This window comes from Butyrivibrio sp. MB2005, assembly GCF_000424285.1.
Lineage (GTDB): Bacteria > Bacillota > Clostridia > Lachnospirales > Lachnospiraceae > Butyrivibrio.
On record NZ_AUJP01000017.1, the window covers coordinates 19688 to 44155 of the forward strand.

General features: G+C 41.2%; 21 protein-coding genes. All 21 read right to left on the reverse strand.

Annotation, left to right across the window (positions count from 1 at the left end):
• Window positions 1–71: 71 nt before the first annotated feature.
• On the reverse strand, window positions 72–701 hold the full coding sequence (gspM, locus tag G610_RS0110010) for a type II secretion system protein GspM (protein WP_026524674.1): 630 nt from the start codon (window positions 699–701) through the stop codon (window positions 72–74).
• Window positions 698–1369, reverse strand: coding sequence for a hypothetical protein (locus G610_RS0110015; protein WP_026524675.1), 672 nt, complete (start codon window positions 1367–1369; stop codon window positions 698–700). The genes gspM and G610_RS0110015 overlap by 4 nt, the downstream gene beginning before the upstream one ends.
• A 14-nt stretch (window positions 1370–1383) precedes the next feature.
• Window positions 1384–2385, reverse strand: coding sequence for a pilus assembly protein PilM (gene pilM, locus G610_RS0110020; RefSeq protein WP_026524676.1), 1002 nt, complete (start codon window positions 2383–2385; stop codon window positions 1384–1386).
• A 63-nt stretch (window positions 2386–2448) separates the two neighbouring features.
• On the reverse strand, window positions 2449–3672 hold the full coding sequence (locus tag G610_RS0110025; RefSeq protein ID WP_026524677.1) for a type II secretion system F family protein: 1224 nt from the start codon (window positions 3670–3672) through the stop codon (window positions 2449–2451).
• Window positions 3673–3683: 11 nt separating this feature from the next.
• Complete coding sequence (locus G610_RS0110030; RefSeq protein WP_242829637.1) at window positions 3684–4739, reverse strand: type IV pilus twitching motility protein PilT; 1056 nt, start codon at window positions 4737–4739, stop codon at window positions 3684–3686.
• A gap of 15 nt (window positions 4740–4754) precedes the next feature.
• Entirely contained in the window at window positions 4755–6539 is a 1785-nt protein-coding gene (locus tag G610_RS0110035; RefSeq protein WP_026524679.1) for a leucine-rich repeat domain-containing protein, read from the reverse strand.
• Window positions 6540–6576: 37 nt separating this feature from the next.
• Entirely contained in the window at window positions 6577–8286 is a 1710-nt protein-coding gene (locus tag G610_RS0110040) for a GspE/PulE family protein (protein ID WP_026524680.1), read from the reverse strand.
• Between the two features lie 82 nt (window positions 8287–8368).
• Window positions 8369–8746, reverse strand: a complete 378-nt coding sequence (locus G610_RS22170; RefSeq protein ID WP_051197920.1) for a competence type IV pilus major pilin ComGC — start codon at window positions 8744–8746, stop codon at window positions 8369–8371.
• A gap of 707 nt (window positions 8747–9453) precedes the next feature.
• Window positions 9454–10218 carry a YrzE family protein gene (locus tag G610_RS0110050; protein WP_026524681.1) on the reverse strand — a complete coding sequence of 255 codons (765 nt, stop codon included), beginning with the start codon at window positions 10216–10218 and terminating at the stop codon, window positions 9454–9456.
• A gap of 22 nt (window positions 10219–10240) precedes the next feature.
• Window positions 10241–11299, reverse strand: coding sequence for a PD-(D/E)XK nuclease family transposase (locus G610_RS20480; protein WP_196809834.1), 1059 nt, complete (start codon window positions 11297–11299; stop codon window positions 10241–10243).
• A 369-nt stretch (window positions 11300–11668) separates the two neighbouring features.
• Entirely contained in the window at window positions 11669–12916 is a 1248-nt protein-coding gene (locus G610_RS20485) for an N-acetylmuramoyl-L-alanine amidase family protein (RefSeq protein ID WP_242829638.1), read from the reverse strand.
• A gap of 8 nt (window positions 12917–12924) precedes the next feature.
• Complete coding sequence (locus G610_RS0110065) at window positions 12925–14682, reverse strand: YARHG domain-containing protein (protein ID WP_026524682.1); 1758 nt, start codon at window positions 14680–14682, stop codon at window positions 12925–12927.
• 33 nt (window positions 14683–14715) lie between these two features.
• Complete coding sequence (pyk, locus tag G610_RS0110070) at window positions 14716–16131, reverse strand: pyruvate kinase (protein ID WP_026524683.1); 1416 nt, start codon at window positions 16129–16131, stop codon at window positions 14716–14718.
• 16 nt (window positions 16132–16147) lie between these two features.
• Window positions 16148–16630: a hypothetical protein gene (locus G610_RS0110075; RefSeq protein WP_026524684.1), complete on the reverse strand. Its 483-nt coding sequence runs from the start codon at window positions 16628–16630 to the stop codon at window positions 16148–16150.
• A 76-nt stretch (window positions 16631–16706) separates the two neighbouring features.
• The gene (locus tag G610_RS0110080) at window positions 16707–17510 is read right to left on the reverse strand and encodes a heparan-alpha-glucosaminide N-acetyltransferase (protein WP_026524685.1); all 804 of its coding nucleotides are present in this window, start codon (window positions 17508–17510) and stop codon (window positions 16707–16709) included.
• Window positions 17511–17554: 44 nt separating this feature from the next.
• On the reverse strand, window positions 17555–20362 hold the full coding sequence (locus tag G610_RS0110085; RefSeq protein WP_026524686.1) for a leucine-rich repeat protein: 2808 nt from the start codon (window positions 20360–20362) through the stop codon (window positions 17555–17557).
• Between the two features lie 191 nt (window positions 20363–20553).
• Window positions 20554–21348: an RnfABCDGE type electron transport complex subunit B gene (locus G610_RS0110090; RefSeq protein WP_330367493.1), complete on the reverse strand. Its 795-nt coding sequence runs from the start codon at window positions 21346–21348 to the stop codon at window positions 20554–20556.
• 106 nt (window positions 21349–21454) lie between these two features.
• Window positions 21455–22042, reverse strand: a complete 588-nt coding sequence (locus G610_RS0110095) for an RnfABCDGE type electron transport complex subunit A (RefSeq protein WP_026524688.1) — start codon at window positions 22040–22042, stop codon at window positions 21455–21457.
• Window positions 22039–22905, reverse strand: a complete 867-nt coding sequence (rsxE, locus tag G610_RS20490) for an electron transport complex subunit RsxE (RefSeq protein WP_081667367.1) — start codon at window positions 22903–22905, stop codon at window positions 22039–22041. The genes G610_RS0110095 and rsxE overlap by 4 nt, the downstream gene beginning before the upstream one ends.
• Before the next feature lie 12 nt (window positions 22906–22917).
• A complete protein-coding gene (locus G610_RS0110105) occupies window positions 22918–23517 on the reverse strand; it encodes an RnfABCDGE type electron transport complex subunit G (protein ID WP_026524689.1) in 600 nt (199 codons plus the stop codon).
• On the reverse strand, window positions 23514–24461 hold the full coding sequence (locus G610_RS0110110) for an RnfABCDGE type electron transport complex subunit D (RefSeq protein ID WP_026524690.1): 948 nt from the start codon (window positions 24459–24461) through the stop codon (window positions 23514–23516). The genes G610_RS0110105 and G610_RS0110110 overlap by 4 nt, the downstream gene beginning before the upstream one ends.
• Window positions 24462–24468 lie beyond the last annotated feature (7 nt).

Sequence of the window (24468 nt, forward strand, 5' to 3'; positions counted from 1 at the left end):
ATATTTCTGTCTTATAAAAGACAAATAAGCGGAGCCCAAACCATTGGGATTACACTCCGCTTAAAATACCTTTATTCGGAAGCTGCCGCCTTTTTCTTGGCATTGGCATCCTCCGGCAAATCGGCATCCTCTTTTCCCTCATACATGGTCTCGTAGAAGGTCGCTCCGCAGCTTACCTCCACTTCACCTTTAAGCAGGTTAGGGTTGTCTTTTGAATTAGAGACTACCGTCATATCGCCCACAAGGCATCGTATTTCGCTCTGTTCAAGAGCATCAATGATTTTTTGTGCGGTTGCATAATCTTTTGATGTAAAAGTAAGTGAGAAATTTCTGCGAATCTGTTCGCTTTCTCTGGTACTTTTTGTAAAAGATATAAGATAATCCTTAGTCTGAGCTGATAGTACTTCATGCATAAAATCAAGCTCCTGACTACCTGCATTGTAGCTGGGCATATAATGATCTGCTCTTCCATTTTCCTGAAGTGTCTTAATCTCGGTTTTCATTTGAGCTATCTGATCACTCTTTGCCCTAAGTGCTACCAGCTGGTTTTCCATATCCTGCGCCTGCGCCTGCAAACTGGTCGTCTGTTCGCTTAAGGGATTAAACAGAAGCAGATAGTAAACTGCAACTACTACAATACCAATCAGTATGCCCAGCAGGACTTTTTCTCTACTCGAAAGTTTTCTGGAAAGTAGTTTCACGATTCTTCCTCCGTATTCTGTTTAATCGACAGATTGACCTTAATCTGCGCTTCAACTATTATATCGGTTCGATTTGTCTCTTCATCAAGTGCTGTTTCTACTTCTACTTTTTGAGCATTAACAACAGATACACTTTCGACATATTCCTGTTCCTGAAGAACTGTTCCTATTTTTCCTACACTTTCAAGGGTATCTGTATTTATGTTAATAAGCATTACATTGTCCTGAATTATGAAGGACTTTACTGTGGTCTTGCCATCAGCTATGACATCCACCAGATCACAGGCAATCACTCTGCTTATACGTTCATTCTCTTCATCTGTCATGAAGGTCCATGTCAGATGATAGAACTGATCTGAAAGTTCATTCTTGGAATCCAAGTTCGCGCTGAGGGATTCCATCTCCTGCTGCTTTATGGCAACATCATTTTGTGCAGCATTGAGTTTTGCAAACAGATCAATTACACCAACTTTTACAAGCGCGGCTACCAATATCAAAGCAAGTACAACCTTTGGGATATATTTGACCCATTCGTTAGATTTCTCCTGTTTGATCTCAGCAAAATTGATATGCGTTTTCTTTGTGATATTGCCTGTCTTTGCTTTCTTACCGCTTTTCTTTACTTTGGTAACTTCAGCTTCATTAGGACTACCTTTTACCAGTTCCATAGCATCCCCCGTTTTTAATCGAGCAGCGCACCCATTGCGCCGGCTGTTATATTAAGATCCCCTGTCGTGTTATAAGAAGGGAAGGTGTCGTTCATGGTAACCACATTCATTCCTATCCGCTCTTCCAAAATCTCTACAAGCGGCTCTATCATCGCTCCGCTTCCATATAGAACAACATCGTTAAGTCTGGAACTCATGTCAGACATTTCGTAGAAGTTGAAACCTTTGATCACTTCGTTGGCTATGTCATTATATGATTCCATGACTCTGGGCAACTTTGTGCAATCCTGATAATTAGTTCTAAGATAGGTTCTCGCAAGACTCATATCGACGCTCATTTCATCTGCGATGGTTCTGACTATATGCTTTTCTCCTATATCAATAACATGTGAAAGCTTGAAGCATCCTTTCTTGAAAACCTGCATACGTATCCGCTTATTACCTATATCAAGGAAGCATCTTTCTTTGTTAAATTCCTCTTCGTCTTCATAAAGCTTCAGCAGAGACTCCAGTACACAGATCTCAGGAACTGCCTTCACAAGCTTCATGCCTGCAACCTGAAAAATCTCTGTCAGTTCCTCATAATGATCTGTAGGAACCGCTGCCGCTAAAAGATTCATGGTATCCGGGACCTCGCTGTCACTGGTTTCATTCTGCTGAGGTCTGTATGCATAATCAAAGATGTATCCTTTAAGCTCACCCTTTATGAAATCCCTGAACTCAAAAGGGAGATTCACTCTTACCTGTTCCTCAGTCATCCTGGGAATGTTTACATTTCGCATCAGAACGATATCACTGCCAAGGACATACGCTGCTTTTTTACTTTTGAAGCCGTTCTCACGCATGGTACCCTTCATAAACGTAGCAAACAGGTTCTTTGCAACAATTACGTCGTCTTTGATAATATTGTCCGGAATATCCACCCACATGGTTTTAAATCCCTTGCCCTGTTTCATAGCAAGTGCCAATCTTCCATGAAGTGCATATACTGCTACAATTCCATCATTTTTGGCCATTTCATCCCCCTTAGATTATGCGTGCTGCTTTTCTTTACGCATGCTGTTATAGAGTTTTCATGATCACATTGTGTTATACATTTCAAACATTGCCATGTAGATAGCGATTACAATAAATCCTGCAAACCCCGCCAAAAATACCAAAACAGCAGGTTCCAGCATTGCTATCGCCCGAGCAACCGCCTGTTCAAGTTCGTTATCGTAATACTCAGCTACGGTTTCCATGGTAGCCTGCATTTCACCTGTTTCTTCACCGACACCTACCATATCTGTCAGGATATCAGGAAAACATTCAGCTTCACGCATGGCTTCTACTACTGTTCGACCTTCTTCAATTTTAGCTACCATTTCTGCAGTTTTATCTGCAAAAAGTGCGTTTGTCATAACATTCGAAGTTATATATACTGCCTTCGTTACCGGAAGTCCTGCCTGCATCATTGTCGCCATTGTATTAGCGAAAAGGCTGGCAGCATTAAGTTCTGCGACATTTCCAAGTACAGGAAGTCTTAACTGAATCTTGGCAAGATTCATGGCCCCTTCATGGGTTCTTCTGTACATGATATATGCAATGGCAAAAAGCACAGCAATTATGATGAAATATACAAAAGTATCTCTTACAAACTCGGACATTCCGATAAGCAGCTGTGTCATAAAAGGTAATTCGCTTCCGCTCTCATCAAACATAGATGTAAATGTAGGTACAACCTTTACCATAAGTACGATTACAACGATGATAGCTATAACAAATACAAATGCAGGATATGTCAATGCGCCTCTGACTTTTGATCCCATTTTTGTCTGTTTGTCAAAGTGCTTATGTATAGAGGCAAAGGACCCAACCAGATTACCTGACTGCTCACCTGCTCTAATGGTCTCACAGAAGGTTGGTGGTAACAGACCACCTCCATGATCCTCAAATGCAGAAGATAACGTACGTCCTGATTCCACGTCATCCCCTACTTTAACCAGTAGATTTTTAAGAAACTTATCGTCAGTCTTGTTTCCGATAAGTCTTACCGCTCTGGCGATGGGTATTCCGGCCTTCAAAATAGTCGAAAACTGACTGCACATCATGGTGAAGGCTCTCTTATTGAGCTTTTTTCCACCAAGATCCACTGTCAAAAATGAAGGAAGCATATCCGATACACTTTTTACCTCACTAATGGAGAGTACAATCTCGTACTGTTGCCTAAGCTTGGCAGTTGCTTCCACTTCGTCTATAGCCTCTATCAGACCTGTTACTTCGATTCCGCCTACGCCCTGTGCGGTATATTTGTAGCTGTTCATTATATCCCCCGTCAGTACATAATGTTCCTGTCAACAAATTCCTTATTTACTGCGTAATGAAGTGCATTATCTCTGGTTATTAGTCCATTCTTGACCAGTCTTATAAGTGCCTGATCCATTGTCTGTCCACCGATTTCTGCGCTGGTTGCAACAGCATTTGCAATCTGTGGTGTATTGCCTGTTCGAATAAGATTCCTTATGGCATCTGTAACAATCATGTATTCAGCTGCAAGAGCTCTTCCGCCGCCTTTTTTCTGGATCAGCTGCTGTGTAAGTACAGCCTGCAGTACCATGGATAACTGTAGTCTTATCTGTGGCTGCGCCGCTTCAGGAAAAACCTGAACCATACGATCGACAGAATCCGCTGCGCTTCCTGTATGAAGAGTTCCAAATACCAAATGGCCTGTCTCAGCAGCAGTTATTGCTGTTTCAATAGTGTCCCTGTCACGCATTTCACCGATGAGGATTACATTGGGATCCTCTCGAAGTGATGCTCTAAGTCCCATTGCAAAGCTTTTGGTATCTTTTCCTACTTCTCGCTGATTTATTGCACAAAGATCCGGCTTATACATATACTCGATAGGATCTTCAAGGGTCACAATATGTCTTTTATAGTTGTGATTAATGTTATCCAATATAGCGGCCAGCGTGGTTGATTTACCGGATCCTGTTTCTCCTGTTACGAGGACTATTCCTTTATGCAACTTAGGAAGATCCAAAACTCCAATCGGCAATCCCAGATTTTCAAGCTGCGGTATGTTCTCTGACAGAATTCTGAGTGCCAGTGAAGGAACACCCTGCTGCTTAAAGAGATGGATACGGCATCTATTACCTGCGTAACTGTCTGCTGCATCAAGTTCGCCTTCTATCATAAGTTCATCAAAGGCTTTCTCTGTCTTCGAGAGTTCTTTTGCCATCTGCATACAATAATCTTCTGTTACGATCTCTTCAGCCATATTTTCCAGATCACCGCTTTTTCTATATTTTGGCGGCAATCCACAGATAATATGTATATCAGATGCTCCGTCTTCTTTAGCTTTAACTACCAGCTGCTCTATCGTCATCATATGAGCTTATCCTCTTTATAATTTTTCAATCACAACCGTCTTTGCTATCTTTGATTTCTTAATACTGCTCTTGTATTTCTTGAGTTTTGCTTTTGGCACCTTGATAACTGCCAGCTTGTTTATTCCATAAAAGGCTTTTTTACCAAAGGTTTTAACTTTCTTTGATTTAATCTTTATCGTCTTAAGCTTTGAGCACTTAGCGAAAGCTTCTTTTCCTATCTCTTCGACTTTTGAACCAAGTTCAAGGGATTCCGCACCTTTACAACCATAGAAAGCTTTCTCACCAATACTGGTGATGCTTCCTGTCAATTTAAGCTTTTTAAGAGATTTACAATTATAGAATGCCTTCTTACCAATTTTCTTTACATTGCCGTTAAGGTTGATACTCTTAAGAGCTTTGCAGCCGTTAAATGCATTGTCATCTATATATGTGACGTTTCCACTTAGCTTTACTTTTTCAAGAACTTTGCATCCCTTAAACGCATTCTTGGCTATACCTGTAACCTTATAGGTCTTTTTCTTGTATGTAATGGTCTTTGGTACTTCATATGTAGTTATTTTTGTGTCTTTTATATTCGTTATTTCAACTTCATTCTGTTCAACAGTACTGTATTCAACATTACTTACTTCCATCGGAACGCCTTTTTTTGCCATTCCAACGAAAGAGAATCTGTTTTCCGTGGCATACTCCTCTGTCTTGGTGTCATAGTAGCCATAGATTACAAAACCAGGAACCGATCTTGTACCAGCTTCACTCTCATAGTACCCTAAAGCATTTGTACCAATACTGGAAACTGAATAAGGTATGGATATACTTTTTAGTTCCGGTTCATCATAGAATGCTTTCGACATTATCTTGACGATACCTTCGCTGAGGGTAACCTCTCTTACTCCTACGCAAGAGGAAAAAGCACTGCCTTCAATAGTCTGAACATTCTTGGGAATATAAAGATTCGTTATACTGTAGCATTTCTCAAAAGCCTTGCTGCCTATGGATGTAAGGCTGGTCGGAATATGTATTTCAGGAATACTCTGGCACTCTGAAAATGCTTTAGTTCCCAAAGAAGTAATAGAATCAGGGAAGTTAATACTGTTGATTTTTGTACACTTAGCAAATGCACTGTCAGATACCGATTCCAAGCCGTTTGGAAGTGTAACTGTAGTAAGCGCTGTACACTCTGAAAAGCACTTTGAAGGAATTTCTTTCACCTTTCCCGGTATATTTATGCTCCTAAGCGATGAGCATTTATAAAAGCTTTTTGTGTCAAATGACATAAATGTTCCGGGTAATACGATATTTTGAAGGTTTTTGCACTCTTCAAATGCGCTCATACCGATCTTTTCAAGTGATGGACTGCCGGTAAAATTTACAGTCCTAATGCTTTCACTTTTGTAAAAAGCAGAATTACCGATTGCGTCTACTGTTTCTGGAATGTTAACAGTAACAACATTAAAGCCTTTATGATCGGTACCACCAATGATAGGAGTACGTGTATTATCTTTTGAAAAGGCATACTCACCAATAGCGCCTACAGGATATGTTCTACCCGCGAATACAATACTTGATGGAATGCTAACCGTTGTGTCAGCGCCTGTATATCCTAAGACCACTGCTTCATCGGCTTTTATCTGGTATTCCCAGCCATCGTCATAACCTGCCGTACGACACCCTTCATATGGAATTCCCTCAACATATGCCTTTACATCCAATCTTATGCAAAGGAGAAGGCCAAATACAGCAACCATGCAGATGCTTTTTATAAGCTTTTTGATAGTAACGATATTCTTCTCATTCCTCATAGCACTACCTCATAAACCTATTCAGCCGGTTACTCTTTCAGGCATCTTCGTTGGTAATACGAAGTACTTCATAGGGTGTTGTAATTCCCTGCTTAACCAGCTTAATTGCTGCTTCCTTCAAAGAAGTAAATCCTTCCGGTGATCTGTGCAGAGCATCTTCAATTGCTCTTCTTCCTGCATTTTGATAGATAAGTTCTCTGATCTCCGGATTAACCATCATGATTTCAAATACCGCGATACGTCCTGCATATCCGGTATTAAAACAATGTTGGCATCCTTTTCCAATCTTGAATTTCATGCCAGGTTCCATTTCAATGCCCAGTCTTGAAAGTTCATCTCTTGTAGGCTCATACTCCTCACCGCAGTAAGGGCAGATTCTTCTTACAAGTCTCTGTGATATAACACCTCTTAGTGTTGCAGAAACAAGGTACGGCTCAACTCCGATATCCTCAAGTCTGTCGATGGCTCCAACTGCATCGTTAGTATGGATGGTACTCATAACGAAACGTCCTGTAAGAGCTGCTCTCATTGCTATCTCAGCTGTTTCACCATCACGAATCTCACCGATTGATACAATATCCGGATCCTGTCTGAGGATTGCCCTAAGACCGGATGCAAAGGTCATGTTTATCTTAGGGTTTATCTGTACCTGGTTTAGACCTTCGAGATTATACTCAACCGGGTCTTCCAGAGTAACAAGGTTTACATCTCTTGTATTAAGCTCATTCAGCATTGCATACATGGTTGTGGTTTTACCTGATCCTGTAGGTCCAACCAGAAGCATTACGCCGTTTCTATAGTGGATGAGCTTTTCATATTTCTCCATATCCTCCGGACTAAGGCCAAGCATTTCTTTATCAATACTGGTATTGGTCTTATCCAGAAGTCTGCATACGATTTTTTCACCCCATGCTATGGGAAGTGTTGAAACACGCATGTCTATGCTCTTATTCATAACACTTACTGAGAATCGACCGTCCTGAGGTACTCTCTTCTCAGCAACGTCCATTGCAGACATGGTCTTAACACGAGCAATAACCGAAGGTGTTACATCCTTCGGAACTGTGAGGATTTCTCGCATGATACCATCTATTCTCATGCGGACGTCCATATCGCCTTCTCTTGGTTCAAAATGTATATCTGAAGCCCTCTCAGCAACTGCTCGCTCAATTATTGAGTTTACAAGTCTGATTACAGGTGCGCCTTCACCTTCGATATTGTAGGAATTCTCACTAATTACAAAATCGAAATTGCCGGGATTATCATCACCAACAGCGTTGTATTCCTTCTTATAATCAGCGATAGCCTGCCTTGCGCCCTCGTTACCATACAGAGTATTTATTGCTCTTTCTACGGCAACATGAGTCGAAATAAGAGGGACAATTTTCAAATTTGTTACTTTACGCACTTCATCCAGTGCGTAATAGTTAAGCGGATCATCCATTGCTACAAAAAGCGTATCTTCCTGCTTTTGTACAGGAACCAGATGATTCTGCTTTGCTGTATTTTTCTGAACATAGTCAGATAAGCTAAGGGGAATGTTAACCTTCGCAAGATCTACATAGTCAACATTAAGCTGTACAGCCAGGGTCTTAGCCATATCCTCCGGGGATACAATCTTATTCTTTATAAGAATCTCACCAAGCTTTTCCTTGGTTTCTCTCTGTGCATTTAGTGCTGATTCAAGATCTGCCTGCGTAATAAGACCGCGCTCTATAAGCAGATCACCGATTCTCTTCTTTATCATGCTTCCCCCTTAGTAAAAAATGTATTTCTTCTAATATAATTCTGCCCTCCCCATCAAATGATGAGGAGGGATTTATTAAATATCATCCAAACGTACAAGTTACTTTTCCTTCAGAATCGCAAGAAATCTCAGCTGATCCACCTTCACTAGGTGCTCCTGATATATCAAATCCAGTAAACGCAGGGTCTGTAATCCAACCATCAGTTTTCTGCTGAAGAGAAACCGTTTTAGTTAAGCCTGTTGTATCGCTCGTATCATCAAGATTCAAATACCCAACGGTAACTTCGGCAACAGCAGATCTTATATTAGCTGCATCAGTTGCCTCTCTTGCCTTCTCCAACTGGTTTGTAAACACAGGGATACTTACAGCAACGAGAACTGCAATAATAGCTACAACAATAAGCAGTTCGGCAAGTGTAAATCCCTCTTGACTGTTTAATCTCTTTAACATCTTTTTCATAAATCACTGTCTCCTTTGTTTCATAAAAATGTGTTTGCAGTTCCGTGGCGGCTCTAATCACTCAATACTACAGGCTGTATTGATCTGACTCAGGTCACCTTTAAATATTATTGTCTCTTAATAATCTTAATTTTACAGACATTATTCCCATAATCCTATTGAAATAAGATTATAATTATCTAAAAATTGTATAAATTTAAGCCTTTTTTAACATAAATTGATGCAATTTCCTCCAGGGCGAATCGCCGCTGAATGCGCTTGAATTTGGGCATTTTCACAAAATGCCCCCAAATACTAGAGCTCCCAAAATACTAAAACTACCTAGATACTAAAGCTCCCCAGATATCATCTGCAGCTGTTTGGAGTTAACCCATTGGCATTCTTCAAAAAATCTTGAAAGGAAGTGCGCCGATTATATCAAAGGGAAGAAATCATGAAATAAATGGCGATATAATCAGCGCTTTAAAATGAAAGAAACTTGAATGCGCCGGGATAGCGCAAGAAAGATATTACCACAAATTTTCCATAAGTTTATTAAGAAACACCTATAAAATGTATTAAGAAATGATTAATCTTTCTGTCAAAATAATATGGTCCTTCGATCAATTGTTTATCTCATAATTTCTGAATACCTTGTCAATGTCCCGAGAATGAAAAAGCTCCTCGGAATGAATCCGAAGAGCCTATAGCATTTTCCCTATTATTGCTTACCTTATAAAGCTTTGCTTCATAAGAAGCTGCTGTATTATATTGTTCTCATACATATATTTAAGAATGTTGTTTTCAGTGACCATGCTCATGAAGTATTTCCCAGCGCCGGTATGCTGCACTGTTGAGACCAGCATCAGAATAACAAACATATAAAGAATTCCCTCAGCGATTCCCCATAATAATCCGATGTTGTCAGCGGATGTTCTAAGGCGCTGCTTCATGAAGCTATTTATTATGGTGGCGGCGATGGCTAATCCTATTTTAATAAGAATATAACTGATTGCAACTGCCATAATGTAGATTGTGTATTCTACAAGAGTGTTTTTTGCTTCTTCATGGGCCTGCGCATCAAGGGATCCATTTTCAAAATTAAAGGCGCTGCCCTGAGGATATGAATATCCCGGATCGTCTGATTCACCAAGGACATATTTTTCATATTGCTCAAGCTGTTCCTCTGTTCCAACAAAATTCTGTATGTATTGTCTGAAAGCATCCATATCCGTACTAATCAGCGTAGAATCTTCGTCGAGAACATTCATGGTTACTGTATCCACGTAGGGATTGATTTTGTCTTCAATTATTTCTCTGACCTTTGGCTGTCTTTCCAGGTTATGGGTGAAACTAAGGGCTAGCGATGGTATGAGTAAAATCATGATAACCCAAGTGACGATTCCGTAGACCATTCCGCGGATTCCTCTTCTCATACCGCGAAATACTGAGATTATTTCAATTGTAAGAAAACTAATAGTCAAAGAGTTCATAGATTCTCCAAAATTGCAAAAATTAGTTGAGAACTTTTTCTTTCATCAACTCATCGTATATAGTCTCTGTATCATAGTCAGGAGCGTATTTTTCTGCAATAGCGCAGATTCTTGAGATATACTCCTCGTCTTCTTCAACCTCAGAAGCGATTATGTCGACAGATTTTCCTTTTTGAAGTTTCTTGCATATCAAATCAATTTTTCCGATAATAACTCCTCTTGCTTCTCCTATCGCTAGAGCTTCTTCTCTTATTCCCTCACCCAGATTGCACATGGTGTTTACCTCCTCTTTCATCGATTTTGTCATAGGTATGTTAAAATTTCTTTCCAATATCTCTTTCTTTTTCTGCGGCTCAGTATTTGACGATAGCAAAACATCAAGAAGTTTCAGAATTGGAACATCTCCCGCTTCTTCAGCTGATCCGAGTTTTAAAAACAAAACTGTCATCAGATCGTAGTCCTTTTCTTCTTCAACTGCATTTCCTACGAGATTTTCCTCAACCGTTCTATAACGTGTAATAGTATTCTTATATTCATCAGCAACATTCATCTGAATCCAAATAGAATATACCTTACGAATTTTCTCATAATGACTGTTTAAGAAAACCGTATTTTTCTGCGAGCTTATCATACGACTTACATAATACAAAGCTCTCTTGATAAGAGGATATGGCGTTTTTTCATTCTTTTGAGCCTCGACATTCAAAATCAGATGAACCGGTTTCTTTGAGTCCGGTACAACTGCGGAGAATTTTATATCATAGTAGACTTTTCCCTCTTTTTTTGAACTATCTTCAGTATTTTTCCCTTCAATTCTGCCATCCGGCAGCTCCTCAAAATATTGAAGTTCATCCTTATCAAGCTGATCCTGGTCAACCGCAATCTTTGATACCTGCGGCTCTCCTTCAATGCATTTATTTGCTATTTGAGATATAGAGAATTGCGCAAATTCAGGCACGCATTCCTTCATGATCCAAGCAAGAACCAGTTTGTTTGACAATAATCTTTTTACACATTCATCATACTGAGTTTCCTTATTAGTAATATCTATAGTGTCTGCTATATCCGTTTGTGCCATCATGTATTTTCCTTTCTTCATAATACGGCAAAAAAGTACCACTTTCAACGGCCATACAACCTTTGTACAGTCGTGAAAATATTTAGGTTTGATATCCTAAAATTTAAAGATTCTCTTTTTCAAATATTTCAAATGATACTGGGTATTCTTTGGTGAAATAACCGAAAATCTTATATACTACTAAAATCACGTGATCACGTAGTAGAGATAATACCACAAATTCCCCATGAGTTTATTAAGAAACATCTACAAAATGTCTTAAGAAATGATTAATCTTTCTAACTGCATAAAATAGACTCCCCGGGTATCAAAAAATGTTGTTGCATTAACATTTCCGGAATACCCAGGGAGCCTGAACGTATTTCAGTTAATTCAATTTGCAAAGAAAGCATCTATACCGTTTGCGATGCCTTGTACCATTTGAGACTGGTAGGCTTCGGAGGCCATGTTGGCATCCTCTGTAGGATTGGACATGTAGCCCATCTCAATGATGGTGGATGGTACGTTGGCCCAGTTGATGCCGGTCATAGTGTCTGTTTCCCAGACGTACTGCTTTTTGCAGCCTGTTGCGGCCACGAAGGAATCAAGGACACAATCGGAGAGTTTCCTTGACTGTGAATAATAAGCAGCGTTGTAGGGGTTGGATGATGTCTGGCAAATAGTCATGGCGCCATTTGTGGAAGTATCATCAGAGCCGTTGGCATGGATTCTGACGAAGGCTTCTGCGCCGTTATTATTGGCTATCTGAGCTCTGTCCACATTACTAAGGCTTACGTCGTTGGACTCTCTTGTCATTATAACTGTGTAGCCTCTTGCGACCAGTTCATCCCTAAGCTTCAGTCCTACTGTCAGGTTGAGCTGATACTCTGTAAGGCCTGATGTCTTGCCTGAAGTTCCGCCTGTAACCTTGGCTTTCATATTGGATGAGCCGGGGCCGTTGGGTTCCTTCTCTGACATTCCATGGGACTGGTGCCCGGGATCAATTACTACAAGATGGCCGCCTGTATGTGGCGTTGATGTCTGAGCCTGCGCTGCATCTGCGGATGTATTCTCACTATCTGAACCGGAAATATCTGCATTACTGCTTTCAGATGATTCAGCATTCTCACTATCTGATGCCTCTTTATCTGTGCTGTCTCCAGCAGTCGCAGAAGCATCGCTGTCAGCAGCTAACGTATTAGAAGTTCCATTTTCTACTGATGTATCTGAATTTTCAGAAGCCGCGCCATCTGTACTTTGATCACTATCAGAAGTATCCGATGAGCCTTCAGAATTCTTAGCTGAATCTGAGCCCTCAGAACCAGATGCGGACCATGAATCAGCATCTGTATTATCTGTTTCTTCGCCATTCTGTGAAGCCTGCAGCGAATCATTTTCCGTATTCTGTGCTTCTTCTGATTCGTTCGTTGTCATATCACTGTTTTCTGTACCTGCCTGCTCATTAGTGATACTTTCTGTATCACCTGAAGCTGCTTCCTTTGCCATTGCAACCTGTGTTTCTTCTGCCTCTTTTACACTTGCAGGATCCTTTGTAATTGCAAAAACTGCAAGTGCCAATAGAGTTATTAAACCTACCCCGATAAGTATGTAAGGGATAGGGCTGTTCTTTCTTTTTTTCATGTCAAAAATCAATCTTTCTTAGAATCTTCTACTTCTTTAATAAGATCAGCGTTGGTCTTCTCTGTATCACTCAGGATGGAATTGCTGATCTTGTCGAATTCTTCCGGAGTATAAACACCGACATACCAGTCTTTGCTGTCAAAATAACTCTGGAGTTCTTCATCCTTGAACTTTCTGCCATATCTTGCATAAATTTCATTGCGGGCTATTTTGAGTTCTTCTGCCGAAAACTTATCAAGCTCTGCCTTAGTATAAAGTCTTGTGGCACTGTCAGGCAGAATGTAGTCGGCGCTGTCCTCAGCATTGTCAGTTTCCGCTTCGCTGTTCACCTGAGAATTATTATGTGTATAGCCCTCCTGGATATTATCCTCATAGGTATAAACATCAACATTTGCTGAAACAATCTTATTAAACATTGTATCCAGGGTCTCGTAGCCCTTGAAGTCGTAATTATATGTACTCCACCAACCGGAATCCACTCCTGTATCTACGTTGAAATAGTCATAGGTTGTGTCGTAGTTGCTGAGGTCAACAGAGATTGTTCCGTCAGGCATCTGCATCACATCATAAAAAGAAACATAATAGTAATATGTAACATCGGCCTTATACTTAGCATCCTCTTCATTGATATCGATTGTGGATACAACTTCATAAACAAGATCGACAATGTTATGATAACCTGCGTATGCACCCGGTTTCTCTGTAAGGAAGTAATTACCGAGGTAGTTCGCTTCTTTTAATGTAACCTGATCTGACCAATAGGAAGCTGCGTTAGCTGTTATGATATCAAGTCCCTGCTGCTTCATCTTGGACATAATGTCATCTGAAATCTCAGAAGCAGAAGCTACATAGCTGCTTAGTCCGTCTACTGTGAAGGTTTTCTCTGTTTCGCTGGGGATCATGCCATAATTCTCGAGGCAGTAATCCTCAAGGTTATTCCCATAATAAGTAGTAACTGTAGCCGTGATCACATCACCGTTACTGAGCTCATAATTCTTATCAAGCTGATAATCAAGGTATCCGTAAACACCATTTGTGTTACTGTTACTAATCTGTGCTGTTCCGTTAGGAGCGATTCCTGAGTAAGTAATCTCTACGCCCTCAAAAGGATCAAATAATGTTGCTGTCTCAAGCCCTTCAACTTCACCCTCGATATCTGAGTACCTGACTTTTACGCCAAGGTATTTCTCAAAATCCTTCTTATCCTGCTCTGAAATGTTCCAAGTATAAACTACCTTGTCACCATTAGAAAGGCCTTCTGTTCTATCAAGGCTTCCATTAACGCCATCTTCAAGAATTGATGCAGGTGTGAAGCCATATGCTGCAAGCGCTCCCTCAATATCATCAATATCTCCCACAAATGCACCAAGTTCGCCAAATTCGCCCTTGGCACTTTCGAATTCCTTCTTTGCTGCCCTGGTGAATTTTATCTTATCTTTGTAATCAGCTTCAAATTTCTCACTGTCAAAAACAGCTGAAGCCTTACCTATTGTCTCATAACCACTGTAACTGATGGTCATGTATTTATTGAGATTGATGGTAGTCTTTCTGCCAAAAATAAAGAAGGCAGTTCCTGCACCAAGCGCCAGGATAAGTACGCATACGCCAGCGATGATTCCAATAAGCTTACCGGTTCCACCCTTCTTTGGAACCGCCTGGACAGGTGCCTGATTCTGAACCTGAACAGGTGCCTCTACAGCTTTGCCGCAATTGGGGCAAAACTTCGAGCCATCGGGCATCTGAGTCCCGCAATTTCCACAAAACATTTCTCTCTCCTCGCTTTCACTTCATGGATTTATTTATACATCTTCAATCTTTATAAGATTGGTATTGCCGGATTGTCCGTTGGTAACACCACCTGTGATAACGATCTTGTCCCCTTCTTTAAGATCGAATGTCTCGATGGCAACCTTCTTGGCACTGTAAAACAGTACGTCTGTAGAAGGGAAAACATCGCACATCTTGGGTGTGACAGCCCATGAAAGCGACAGCCATCTCCAGGTCTTCTCATTGGTGGTAAGACCAATGATATCAACGGGTGATCTGAATCTGGATACCATTCTTGCTGTACGTCCTGAGAGCGTACAAGCTACGATTGCTTTTGCATCAAGATCTATAGCCATTCCACATGTAGCATGTGAAATTGCATCCACATCATTTTTTATAAGGAAATCATAGTTGTAAAAACGCTTGTTGTAGTGAATATTCTGCTCTGTTGTCTCGGCAATCTTGGCCATGGTCTCAACAGCCTGCACAGGATATGCTCCTGCAGCAGTCTCGCCAGAAAGCATGATAGCACTTGTTCCGTCATAAACCGCATTAGCAACGTCAGAGGTCTCAGCTCTTGTAGGTCTCGGATTGTGAATCATGGACTCAAGCATCTCTGTTGCAGTAATAACGCGCTTTCCAAGCATTCTGCACTTGGTGATAAGGTCCTTCTGAATAGCAGGAAGCTGCTCGAAAGGAACTTCTACGCCCATGTCACCTCTTGCGACCATAATTCCGTCGCACTCTTTACAGATCTCTTCAATATTGTCATAACCTGACTGATTCTCAATTTTTGCAATAAGCTGAACCTTGTCATTGCCGTTATGAGCCTTCAAAAACTCATGTACATCCACAAGATCCTGCTTTACTGAAACAAATGAACATGCGATGAAATCAACATCATTCTCAACACCAAAGAGGATGTCTGATTTATCCTGCTCTGAAAGGTAAACCTGCTTGATGTGCTTACCGGGGAAGCTCATGCTCTTTTTATCAGAAAGCTCGCCGCCTGTAATAATCTCTGTCTCAATTCTTGTGCCGTCTGTATCAAGCACCTTGAACTCCAAAAGAGCATTGTTAAGAAGGATTCTGTCACCTCTGTAAAGCTCCTTTGCAAGATTCTTGTAGCTTACGGAAACTATGGTGTCATCACCCTTGATATCCTCAGTGGTGAAGGTGAACTTTTTACCTGCTTCAAGATTGACCTTGCCATCCTTGAAGGTGCCGATTCTATATTCAGGTCCCTTGGTATCAAGGAGAATAGCGATAGGAAGTCCAAGCTCAGCGCGAACCTTTTTGATTCTCTTAATTCTGGTGAGCTGCTCCTTGTGATCTCCATGTGAAAAGTTGAGTCTCGCGACATTCATTCCTGCTTTACACAGTGCTGCGATCATCTCCTCTGATTCACTTGCAGGGCCGATAGTACATACAATCTTAGTTTTTCTCATAAAATCTCCTATTTTATTACTTATTTACATTAAAAGGTTTATTAGCTTCATGATAGCCCTTTGCAGAAACACATTTCAAGAGCTCAGCGTATTTATGGTTTTCCTTTAAATAAACCTTGTAGTGTCTTGGTCCAGTTAACTCAACCAGCATTCTGTTATCGCCAACATCTCCGATGATCATGTCCCACTCCTCGCCGTCATGGGTAAAATTAAGATCAATCTCATCAAGAATCGCAGGCTCTCCCTTAGTAATGCTGCCTGTGGTGGATGAAATAATAAGATTGATGGCATTCAAATTATCGCTGTTTATTCTAAATGTCCCCTCGGAACTCTCTGCCACGCATACGTCTGCTTCGTTGCACAGCACAAACAGATCCACCTTAAACTCTCTGAGAGTGTTGGACATATTCAGCATGTAGATAATTAGTGCGAGGCACATCACAAAAACCGATATAAATACCACCGCAAAAACTACACCCTTATTCAAACCTTTTTTCATAAAAATCTCCCTTTTGAAGTTCTCCCCTCACTTCGAAAGCCGGAAATCCGGTATGGAAGCCCATAGCTTTTTACACCTATGGCAATATTAATGTGATTGCATATAAGACAGGCTGATGAAGCAGATAGATTAAAAGTGAATGCCTGCCAAGCCAAGAAAGCGGCTTAATATTTATATGAAAAATTCCTGCTTTAAAATACGGCCTTAAAATTCCATAAAGGAAATATCCTGCCACAAAAAGGAAAAACCATGGCATAAGTGAAAAATAATCGGATGAATAAAATCCGTCCTGCATAAAGCCAAGGTAGGTCAGGTATGAACGTCCCATTCCGTCAGCTCCGCCGCCCTGATAAAGTGATGCCGGCAGATCAAACTTAATAAAGGCAAGCTTAAGTACTCCGTAATTGATTCCCTTGGTAAGCGCAAATAAAAGAGCGCTTATCATAAATCCAAATGCACTTACATTCTTATCGGGCTTATACTTATGCTCTCTGCTCAGGGCCGGAGTAAGACCATTAATCTTGTCATAGATTTTCAGATAAACTCCCATCAGCATCATGGATGATCCAAGAAGTGTCAGCACACCAAAATGCACCGGTGCTTCAGGAAGAAAAATCTCTGTAATGCAGGTCACTATTACTCCAAACAGGAACACGATCGCACCATTTCTAAGGGGCGACCTGGCAAAGTGCATACAAAATCCAGCCAGCAAAATAAATGTCCAACAGATACTTTGCTGCCAGAAATGTGCTCCCGCACTGACGTACCATTCCATGTCGAACCCCTTGATATACTTAAGGTCCCAGCAAAAATGGTACAGAACCATGCTTATAATTGTAAATCCTCTTAATGTATCTATAGTTGCTAGTCGTTTTTTCATACCCAACTATTATACGTTATTTGTAAAAAATTTGCTCGGATAAATTATCCTTTTTTATACTTAAATACCGCTTCTTTTGCTCCGGCACTCTTTAGCTTCCTGACAATCCTGTTATAGGTCTTTTTGTTTTTGCATACAATGGTGATCTTAGCACCTTTCTTGATACCCTTGAAACTGCCGCTTCCAACGGATTTCAGATTTTTTCCATTGATTGTTATTTTGCCAAGGTTCTTACACCCGTTAAAAACGTTCTTACCTATTTTCTCTACATTTGATCCTATAGTTACCTTTGTAAGCTTTTTATTCTTTTTGTAGGCAGAGCTTTCAATCTTAGTTACTTTGTAGGTTTTGCCATTTATTAAAACGCTATCGGGAATTACGACAGACTTTGTCTTAGTGTCAGCACCTTTTACAGAAACCGCATCCCCTGACTGAACTTCGTACTTTACGTTTTTAACAGTCTGAAGGCTTCCTATCAGATCTTCTTCCTCATCTTTTAACCAGTCTGCCACATCTATCCTTGTCAGCTTTATGGACTTTCTTAGCCCTGTAGGAAAAAATCTGTATTCATTTCCGTCTTTATCTACGTACACGCCGGGGAGACTCAGTTTCACATCTGAAGGTAGGTCAACAGGCGCATAAATGTATTTAATATTTTTACAGCCTTTGATACCTATATCCTGGTTTGAAATGTGCTTAGAATCAAAGGACTTAAAGCTGCAATCAGAGAAATCCAAAGTCTCAAGATTATCGCAAGCCTCGCACATTGCGTACATATATGTCATACCGGAAAAATCAAGGCCCTTTAAATTAAGTTCCTTTAAATTCGGACATGATAGCACAAGGCATTCTATACCTGTAACAGGATTTGATGCCTTTCCTTTAATGTCAAAATCGCCCCAGGTTATTTTCTTAAGGCTATTATTATAGGAAAGAAGATGCTGCGAGCAGGATATGATCTCATAGCTTACTCCCGTTAAGTCAATCTCCTCAAAATCACACCTGGTGAAGGTATGGCTACCTGTTATTGAAACGCCTCTCTCAAAAGAAAGCTTTTTAACATTAGTAATCTCGCACCTGCTGGCAATTTCTGTGTCATAATCCATGCCATTTATGATGGCTTTGCTAGGAATGACCAGATTCGTAACTGCAGGTCCTTTGTACTTTGTTAATCTTATGGCTTTTTGGGAAAATCTTCCTGTTCCATAGTCTTTAAGGGTATAGGTAAAATTGTTCTGCCAGGTGGTATCATCAGGTGGATTGAGAATCAGCTCTGCCTCTTCTGTATTGTCTTCAGAGTAAAGCAAAATGCTCTCTGTGAGATTTGCAGGCAGATACTCATATTCATTGCCATCTTCATCAACAAAATATCCCGGGAGCTGATATTTGCCCGCAGAAGGAACATTGATTGGGGCATAGATATACTTAAGATTTTTGCACTCTTTGAGACCAATATTTGTAAAAATAGTACTGTCAGTTCTCAAGTTAGAAAAATCTACGCCGCTAAAATTCACTACTTCAAGGCCGGTACATCCGGAACATAAATTTGATATCTCTTCAAAACTGCTGATATCAAAAGAGCTAAAATCCAGTTCTTTCAGATTGGGGCAATATGCCACCATATATTCTGAAGAAGTTACAGGATTACCTGCATATCCCTTAATATCAAAATCTCCCCAGGTTATCTTCTTAAGCTTCTTATTGTAGGAAAGAAAGTGTTGCATTCCCTGTATAATTTTGTTATTTACACCTGTGAAGTCTATCTCCTCGAATTCACTTTTTGTAAATGTCCAGTCTTTGGTTATCGTTACGCCTCTTTGAAATGACAGCTTCCTAACACCTGAAATGTAGCAATAATCGCCAATGCAGGTGTAATAAGTATCATCATCAATAGTGAAACTTGAAGGAATTTCCGCATCCCCGCCATCTCCCACATAGCTTGTAATAGTAATTTTGTTATTCCGGGGATTAGTTTCCTTCGTAAGTGAATAAGTATATCTGCTAAGGGGGCCTGTTCTTTCTATAGTTAGAACCTTAGATGTTACGCCGTCATCCCCGTAAGGCATCCTGGTATAGCTATTTCCGGAGCCATCAATGTATTTCCATGGTCTGTTTGGAAGTGTCCACTTATAATATGTGGCATCCTTAAGTCCTGTGGGAGTCCATATTTTCTCAAGTCTGTTACAGCCATCTGTAGCCTGCCAATAGCCGTTCTGTCTTCCGCTTGCATTAGTAAGATCAAAGGTAGAAAGATTCAGTTCCTTAAGGTTCCTGCAGTTATTAAACATGAGGGCAAAGGTTTTAAGAGAAGTAGTATCAAATGCGCGAAGATCAAGACTTTCAATACTTGTACATGCAGAAAACATGTAATCCATGTTTGTAACCTTAGAGGTATCTACACCTGTAAAATCAACTTTTTTAAGATTTTCACAACCGGAAAACATGCTTTTCATAGTAGTCATGCGTGAAGTATCTGCCCCGGCAAAACCAAATGCTTCCAGACTTTTGGCGCTGCTAAAAGTAACTCCGTCAGCAATTTTTACGCCTCGTTCAAACTTGATGCTCTTTACTGCAGATTCTACATTAAAGCCTTCGACTACTGTGGCGTATGTCTTGCCATCAATTACAGCTTCAGATGGTATCCTGATTTCCTCAGCTTTCCCAATATACTTATAAATACTTATTTCATGAGTTTCTTCGTCAAGATCATAATTGTATTGTGAATACCAGTTAGGATCGGCATTACCGGAAGCTTCAGCATCTATGCTATTCCCCGGTAACAGCCAAAAAGAAATAATGATCATTATGATCGCATTTATAATTATATAAGAAAACGAATTGGTACTTTTCATAAAATCCTCTGCTATACAAATCATAACTCAGCGCACATATGCATTATTGTAACATATTATGATTTTGAAAGATATTTAATGAAAAGGTATTTTCTATGAAATTAATCTAAAATAGCCGGAAGAGCTTATTTGTTTTCAGCTCTCCCGGCTATTAAAAATTTTCCTGCTATTCAATCTGACCTGTCAGTTTATCAAATCACTTCGATAGCTTTCTTCGGGCACTTCTCTGCGCAAAGTCCGCAGTGTGTGCACTTTTCCTGATCGATTGTAGCTACATTGTTCTCGACGGTAATAGCACCGGAAGGACAATTCTTCTCGCAGATGTGACATGCGATACAGCCAACCTTACAGTATTTGTTAACTGCCTGGCCCATATCCTGGGACTTGCAGCGTACAGATTCTGTAGCGTCATAAGGAATGAGGTCAATAAGGTGACGGGGACATATCTCTGCACATTTACCGCAGGCTTTACATGCATCTTTGTCTACTACTGCGATTCCATTAACTACGTGGATCGCGTCAAACTGACATACACTTACGCAGCTTCCGCCGCCAAGGCATCCGAAGGTACAGGTCTTGGGACCTGCGCCGGGAACCTGATTGATAACACGGCAATCATCTGCACCAAAATATTCATATCTCTGGGTTGCCTGCTCGCAGTCGCCGCCACAGTGTACATAAGCAACCATGCGCTTTGCTTCGCCGGCATCAACACCCATAATCTCAGAAATTCTTGCTGCTACCGGAGGTCCTCCTACAGGACACTGGCTTACTGCAGCCTCTCCTTTTGCTATAGCAGCCGCACATCCTGAACATCCGGGGAATCCGCATCCACCACAGTTGTTGCCGGGAAGTGCTTCCAAAATAGCCTGTTCTTTCTCATCTACATCTACATGCAGCTTCATGTCAGCCACGCCGAGGATTATTCCTATGATTATTCCGACGCCTGCAACCACTGCTGTAGCAATGAGTACACCACTAATCATAATTGTCTCCTTTTAAAATGAAGTTCTGCTCTCACTTCGTTCGCCAGAACACGTTCGAACCAAATTCGAAAATACCTCATTAGGTTCTCTCAGCTCTGCTCCAAGCTCATCTTAGTGCAGAAAAACCGGTGAATGCTATTGCCATAAGCGCTGATGCAAGAAGTACCGTAGGCATTCCGCGGAAGGGCTTAGGAATATCATTGAACTCGATTTTTTCACGAATACCTGCAAGAATTACGATGGCAATTGTGAAGCCAACTGCTGTAGCAAAACCGCAGATTGTACTCTCAAGCAAGCTGTATCCGTCAGTTACGTTGTTAAGTGCAACACCAAGCACCGCACAGTTGGTTGTGATCAGCGGAAGGTAAACACCCAGTGACTGATACAGAGAAACAACGAACTTTTTAAGGAACATCTCAACAAACTGAACCAGCATGGCAATGACCATGATGAAAACGATGGTCTGCAGGAAAGAAAGATCCAGCGGATGCAGTATGAATTTATAGATTGCATTAGTTACAAGGGATGCCAGCGAGATAACGAACACGCAGGCCATACCCATACCAAAAGCCGTCTCAGTTTTCCTGGAAACTCCAAGAAAAGGACAAAGTCCAAGGAACTGACTAAGTACTACGTTGTTAACAAGTGAGGCGGTTATCATGATGGACAAAAGTCCTACTATTGTATTTGTCATTTGTTCTCCTCCTTACTGTTAACCGGCACAGGCTCTTTATCTGCTGCTTTGAAATCAGGCTTAATTGTCTCTTTTGCTTCAAGAGCTGCCTTTTCTTTTGCAAGAAGCTCTTCCTTAACCTTGTGGGGATCCTTTATCTCTACATCGCTGCAGCATCCGCCAACGCCGAATTTGGAAGTATCCTTGCCCTTTTTCTCAAGGTTGAATTTTACCTGGTTCATAATTGCGATCAGCACTGCCAGCACAATGAACGCACCTGCCTGCTGAATGAAAATACGAATCGGCTGATACTGTGAAAAGAAGTATCCAACCGGTCCGGGAACAACTGAGCCTTCACCGAATATCTGAACATCGAACATTGTGCCGCCGCCTATAAGCTCACGGAAAAGTCCGATAACAGTTATCGCACAGGTAAAGCCCAGGCCCATTCCGATTCCATCAAAGAAGGAAGGAATGATGTTGTTCTTGGAAGCGTATGCCTCGGCACGACCAAAGATGATACAGTTAACAACTATAAGCGGAATGTACACGCCAAGTGCTTCGTACATCTTGGGAACGTAAGCCTGCATAACAAGCTGAACCAGTGTAACGAATGATGCGATTACTACTATAAATGAAGGAATTCGAACCGTGTCCGGAATAACCTTTCTAAGTAGTGATATAACCGCATTACTGAGTGCAAGTACAAATGTAGTCGCAAGTCCCATTGTGAGACCGTTTATCGCCGACGTTGTGACCGCAAGTGTAGGACACATACCAATCATGAGTACCAGCGTCGGATTCTCTACGATAAGTCCGTTAAAAAATCTTTCTGCAGGAGTATCCTGTTTAAAACCAAGGGCTCCTTTTCTTTCTTCACTCATCAGTGCCCCTCCTTACTGTAATGCAGCCTGAAAATATTCAACAGCTGCGTTTACGCCGTATGTAACGGCTTTTGATGTAATAGTTGCTCCGGAGATTGCTTCGATCTCGCTGTCGGAAGAAGCTGCATTCTTGGTTACTGAGAAAACAGTTGCAGGTTTTCCGGCAAACTGAGGAACTATTACCTTCTCGGCATTCATTCCAAGTCCGGGAGTCTCGTTAATGGATATCAAAGATATACCGTTAACTGATGACTCATTGGTTATACCAACGGTGAATACGATCTTGTCGCCGTAGCCGCCGCTTGTAACCTGAATTACATAGCCAAGTGCATTACCTGATGCATCAACTGCCTTTTTAACACTGGTAAGCTCTATCTTGCCGTAGTCAGCGCCTGATAAAACCTGAGCAGCCACCGCTTCATCGAGAGCTTCGTCTGTGAAATCCGCTGCATCCGGGAAAACCGCCTGATTAGCTTTTACCTGAGCAAGTCTCTCCTGCTCTGCAATAGGATCCTTTGTCACCTGGTATACGAAGCCAAGTGAAACTCCGGCTACCAATGTGATAACGAAGAGAACCAGTGCATTTTTTATCAGAGTTTTAACGTCTCTCATGCTTTCTCCTCCTTCTTCGGTGCCGGTTTGATTCCGAATGCTCTCGGAATTGTGTACTTTTCAATAAGCGGAACGATCAGGTTGCCAATGATGATGGCATAGGATACGCCCTCTGCGGAAGCGCCGAATACACGGAAGATTCCGGTGAGGACTCCGAGGAATACACCGTAAATGTATTTTCCTTTGGTGGTTATAGGGCTTGTTACATAGTCGGTTGCCATGAAAAATGCACCGAGCATAAGTCCGCCACCTGCAAGCTGAGCTGAGATGTAGGTTCCGTTAAGTCCGTGTCCTCCAAAGAGGATGATGAAGATAACGAAGGAAACGATGTATGTTCCGGGAATCTTGAGATCGATGATACCGAGCATTATAAGAATGCAGGCACCGATCACGATTGCGATCATGGAAGTCTCACCGATGGTTCCGGGGATCTTACCGATGATCATATCGATAACCATAACGTCTTCGCCGTTTTTGAGTGCTGTAAGAGGTGTAGCTGATGTATAGACATCAGTTGTAAAGTTGGTCATCAGTGCCGGGAATGAGATCAGAAGGAAACATCTTGCTGCAAGCGCAGGGTTCATGAAGTTCTGACCAAGTCCGCCAAAGAGCATTTTTACAACAAGGATTGCAAAGATGCCACCGATGATGGGAAGCCACCAGGGCGCTGTGCAGGGAAGGTTCATTCCAAGCAGAAGTCCTGTGACAACCGCAGAAAAATCACCTATGGTGACCTTTTTATTCATTAATTTCTCATAGATAAATTCGGTAGCGACTGTTGAGCCAACTGAGATCAAAAGTATGATCAGTGCATCGATACCGAAGTTGTAGACGCCAAAGCCGGCTGCGGGAAGAAGCGCTATAACCACCCACATCATAATGTTGGAGGATGTGACGCCGCTTCTGACATGCGGATTTGACGATACTTTCATCATATCGCTCATTGTTACT

Bases quoted from the DNA above. Each gene is read 5' to 3' on its own strand.
- G610_RS0110015 (WP_026524675.1), bottom strand. From the start codon at position 1,369: ATGGAACTGGTAAAAGGTAGTCCTAATGAAGCTGAAGTTACCAAAGTA.
- pilM (WP_026524676.1), bottom strand. From the start codon at position 2,385: ATGGCCAAAAATGATGGAATTGTAGCAGTATATGCACTTCATGGAAGA.
- G610_RS0110025 (WP_026524677.1), bottom strand. From the start codon at position 3,672: ATGAACAGCTACAAATATACCGCACAGGGCGTAGGCGGAATCGAAGTA.
- G610_RS0110030 (WP_242829637.1), bottom strand. From the start codon at position 4,739: ATGATGACGATAGAGCAGCTGGTAGTTAAAGCTAAAGAAGACGGAGCA.
- G610_RS0110035 (WP_026524679.1), bottom strand. From the start codon at position 6,539: ATGAGGAATGAGAAGAATATCGTTACTATCAAAAAGCTTATAAAAAGC.
- G610_RS0110040 (WP_026524680.1), bottom strand. From the start codon at position 8,286: ATGATAAAGAAGAGAATCGGTGATCTGCTTATAGAGCGCGGTCTTATT.
- G610_RS22170 (WP_051197920.1), bottom strand. From the start codon at position 8,746: ATGAAAAAGATGTTAAAGAGATTAAACAGTCAAGAGGGATTTACACTT.
- G610_RS0110050 (WP_026524681.1), bottom strand. From the start codon at position 10,218: ATGAACTCTTTGACTATTAGTTTTCTTACAATTGAAATAATCTCAGTA.
- G610_RS20480 (WP_196809834.1), bottom strand. From the start codon at position 11,299: ATGATGGCACAAACGGATATAGCAGACACTATAGATATTACTAATAAG.
- G610_RS20485 (WP_242829638.1), bottom strand. From the start codon at position 12,916: ATGAAAAAAAGAAAGAACAGCCCTATCCCTTACATACTTATCGGGGTA.
- G610_RS0110065 (WP_026524682.1), bottom strand. From the start codon at position 14,682: ATGTTTTGTGGAAATTGCGGGACTCAGATGCCCGATGGCTCGAAGTTT.
- pyk (WP_026524683.1), bottom strand. From the start codon at position 16,131: ATGAGAAAAACTAAGATTGTATGTACTATCGGCCCTGCAAGTGAATCA.
- G610_RS0110075 (WP_026524684.1), bottom strand. From the start codon at position 16,630: ATGAAAAAAGGTTTGAATAAGGGTGTAGTTTTTGCGGTGGTATTTATA.
- G610_RS0110080 (WP_026524685.1), bottom strand. From the start codon at position 17,510: ATGAAAAAACGACTAGCAACTATAGATACATTAAGAGGATTTACAATT.
- G610_RS0110085 (WP_026524686.1), bottom strand. From the start codon at position 20,362: ATGAAAAGTACCAATTCGTTTTCTTATATAATTATAAATGCGATCATA.
- G610_RS0110090 (WP_330367493.1), bottom strand. From the start codon at position 21,348: ATGATTAGTGGTGTACTCATTGCTACAGCAGTGGTTGCAGGCGTCGGA.
- G610_RS0110095 (WP_026524688.1), bottom strand. From the start codon at position 22,042: ATGACAAATACAATAGTAGGACTTTTGTCCATCATGATAACCGCCTCA.
- rsxE (WP_081667367.1), bottom strand. From the start codon at position 22,905: ATGAGTGAAGAAAGAAAAGGAGCCCTTGGTTTTAAACAGGATACTCCT.
- G610_RS0110105 (WP_026524689.1), bottom strand. From the start codon at position 23,517: ATGAGAGACGTTAAAACTCTGATAAAAAATGCACTGGTTCTCTTCGTT.
- G610_RS0110110 (WP_026524690.1), bottom strand. From the start codon at position 24,461: ATGAGCGATATGATGAAAGTATCGTCAAATCCGCATGTCAGAAGCGGC.